This window comes from Microbacterium umsixpiens, from assembly GCF_053543675.1.
Genome location: NZ_JBLVOH010000150.1, coordinates 1 through 3013 on the forward strand (window position 1 = coordinate 1; position 3013 = coordinate 3013).

At 69.1% G+C, this 3013-nt stretch carries 2 protein-coding genes and 1 pseudogene; 1 reads left to right on the forward strand and 2 read right to left on the reverse strand.

Features of this window, described 5'->3' with window-relative positions; all coding sequences use genetic code 11:
• A partial coding sequence (locus ACNPM4_RS14675) for an FAD-binding oxidoreductase (protein WP_448986133.1) occupies positions 1-1810 on the reverse strand: 1810 nt, incomplete at its 3' end.
• Positions 1811-1883: 73 nt separating this feature from the next.
• On the opposite strand from ACNPM4_RS14675, the gene ACNPM4_RS14680 reads away from it, so the two are divergent.
• Positions 1884-2546 (forward strand): GntR family transcriptional regulator, encoded by a 663-nt coding sequence (locus ACNPM4_RS14680; protein WP_400858760.1) that lies wholly within the window; start codon positions 1884-1886, stop codon positions 2544-2546.
• 13 nt (positions 2547-2559) lie between these two features.
• On the opposite strand, the pseudogene ACNPM4_RS14685 reads toward ACNPM4_RS14680, so the two are convergent.
• A pseudogene (locus ACNPM4_RS14685) lies at positions 2560-3013 on the reverse strand (hypothetical protein); the annotation flags it as partial.

Here is a 3013-nt window from a genome sequence, read left to right on the forward strand (position 1 = left end):
CACCGCACATGCCGTCGACGGCGCAGGTCTGCACGCCGTCGTAGTCGTAGTCCTTCTGCAGGTCCCGCAGCAGCTCGGTGTCGCCCTGCTCTTCGGCCCAGGCCATGTCACGGCGGATCACGATGCGCTGGCGCGGGGTGAGCGTGATGCTCTTGCTCGGACACGTCGGCTCGCAGTACCCGCACTCGACGCAGCGATCGACCTCGTTCTCGACCGTGGGAACGCGTTTGAGGTCGTGCAGGTACGAATCGGGGTCGTCGGAGAGGACGACGCCGGGGTTGAGGATGCCGTCGGGATCGAGCAGGCCCTTGATCTCCCACATCATGTCGGTCAGCTCGTCGCCGTACTGGCGGCGCACGAACGGCGCCATGATGCGACCGGTTCCGTGCTCGGCCTTCAGCGAACCCTGCTGGGACAGCACGAGGTCGACCAGGTCGTCCGTGAACCGGCGGTAGCGGGCGACGCTGTCGGCGTCGTCGAAGCGCTCGTTGAGCAGGAAATGGACGTTCCCGTCCTTCGCATGACCGAAGATGACCGAGCCCTCGTAACCGTGCTCGGCGAACAGTTCGATCAGTCGCTCACAGGTCGCGAGCAGGCGGGGGACAGGGACGACGATGTCTTCGAGCAGAGCGGTCGTGCCGGAGGGGCGCGCACCCGCCACCGCCGTGTAGAGACCCTTGCGCACATGCCACAGCGCGGCCCGCTCGGCGGCGTCCGTCGTGAGTCGAGGCGCCACGGCCAGCGGCAGGGCCTCGAAATGCACCTGGGCGGCGGCGCTCGACTCCGTGAGGGACGCAGCATCGGAGGCGTGGACTTCCACGAGCAGGGCCGCATGCCCCTGGACGTCGATCTCCGCGATCGCCGCCGGGACATCGCTCAGACCCTGTGCCACGCGCAGCGATGCGGCATCCATCAGCTCGATCGTCGCGAGGCCGAGACGCGTGAGGTCGGGGAGTGCGGTCATGGCGGCCGACAGCGTCTCGAACACGAGCAGACCGGTGGCGATCGCCGGACGAACCTCGATCGTGCGGAACCGTGCCTCGGCGACGAACGCGAGGGTGCCCTCGGACCCGATGATGAGGTGCTCGAGGATGCGCACCGGATCGTCGAAGTCGAGCAGGGCGTTGAGGCCGTAGCCCATGGTGTTCTTCATCGAGAACTGCTGCCGGAGGAAGGTGACGTGCTCCGGTGCGGCGAGCAATCGGGCGCGCAGGGCCAGGAGCCCGTCGGCGATCGCCGGTTCCGCGGCGCGCAGCAGCTCGTTCGCGTCGGGTCGTCCGGTGTCGAGGATCGTCCCGCTCGGGAGCACGATCGTCATCGATTCGATGGTCTGGTACGAGTTCTCGGTGATGCCGCAGGCCATGCCGCTGGAGTTGTTCGCCACGACCCCGCCGATCGTGCAGGCGATCTCACTCGCCGGGTCGGGCCCGAGCTTGCGGCGGTGGCGTGTCAGCCGGGTGTTGACCTGGCGAACCGTGGCTCCGGGACCGACGCGGACGAATGCGCCGTCGTCCTCCACGCGGATGTCGCGGAAGTGGCTGCGCGTGTCGACGAGGATGTCGCCGCTGACGCTCTGCCCCGACAGGCTCGTCCCGCCGGAGCGGAAGGTCATCGTGCGTCCCGCCGCACGCACGGCGCCGAACGCACGGGCGACGCCCTCGGCATCCGCGGGGGAGAGCACCGCATCCGGGATGAGCAGGTAGTGCGAAGCGTCGTGTGCCCGGGCGAAGCGGTCGATGGACCGGGAGTGCACCTCGGTCGTGGGGCCCAGCAGTGCGGGATCCAGCGGTTCGGCGAGTGTGGTCGGCACGGTGCTCCTCTGCTCCGTCGAAAGATTGTCTGACAAGTGTACCGACGGCGGGGCGTTTCGTTAGACTGACCGGATGACCATGAGCTCGGACGCGCCGCTCGGCATCGTCGGCGTGGTCGACGCCGTCACCGCTCAGCTGCGCGGACGCATCCTCCGCGGCGAGATCGGCTCCGGCACGCCGCTCACGGAGTCAGCCGTCTCGCAGACGTTCGGGGTGGCCAGGCCGAGTGCGAAAGCAGCCATCGAACAGCTCGTCGCCACCGGACTCCTGGTGCGCACCGCGCATCGAAGCGCCCGCGTCGTCGGGATCGACTCCGAGACCGTGCGCGACGTCTACCGCACGAGGACACGGCTGGAGAGCGCGGCGCTGCGCGAACTCGCCGTGACCAGGACCGTTCCGGACGCTGCCCGCGACGCCAACGCCGAGATCCTCGCGATGCCGGCCGGCCCCGACCCGGCGACTGTCGGCCCTGATCTGCGCTTCCACACCGCGCTCATCGACGCGCTCCAGAGCGAGCGGACCGGTCGCATGTACCGCAGCGTCCTCGACGAGGTGCGACTGTGCATGGCGCAAGTGCAGGGCCGCCGCCTGCTCGACGCTGCGGTGATCGCTGCCCAGCACGCCGACATCCTCGACGCGGTCGAGTCCGGAGAGGGCGAGCGTGCGGCCGCCCTCCTCGAGGCGCATCTCACTTCGGCCGAGGAGAGGCTCGTCGAAGCGCTCGACGCTGACTAGAGCCGATCGGCCGTCACTCGGCCGGGGCCTCGTCGACGACGATGGGCGCTTCCGTGGAATCCGCCCATTCCGGCGCGGGGAGGACGGTGTCCACCTGCCCCGCCTGGATCGCTCGCAGCGCCTCGGTGATCTCCTCGTCGTTCTCGGGAACGGGAAGGTCGCATGCACGCAGCTCGGAGGCGAACTGCAGCGTCAGCCGGTTCTTGCCCGCTTCCACGGCCTGTGCCGTCGTGCCGGTGATGATCTCGCTGCCGGTCTGGATCGCGGAGACCTCATCGCAGACGTGGTACACCTTGCCGCCCTCGACCCACACGACCTCGTCCTTGCCGAGCAGCTGGATCACGGCGGACTGATCGGCCGTGTACTGCTCGACCGACGGCGGAGCGAAGTCGACGCCGAGGACGACGGCGAGAGCCGCGAGGGCTACTCCGACGATGCCGGCCGTCGTCTTCTGGCCCTTGTCCATG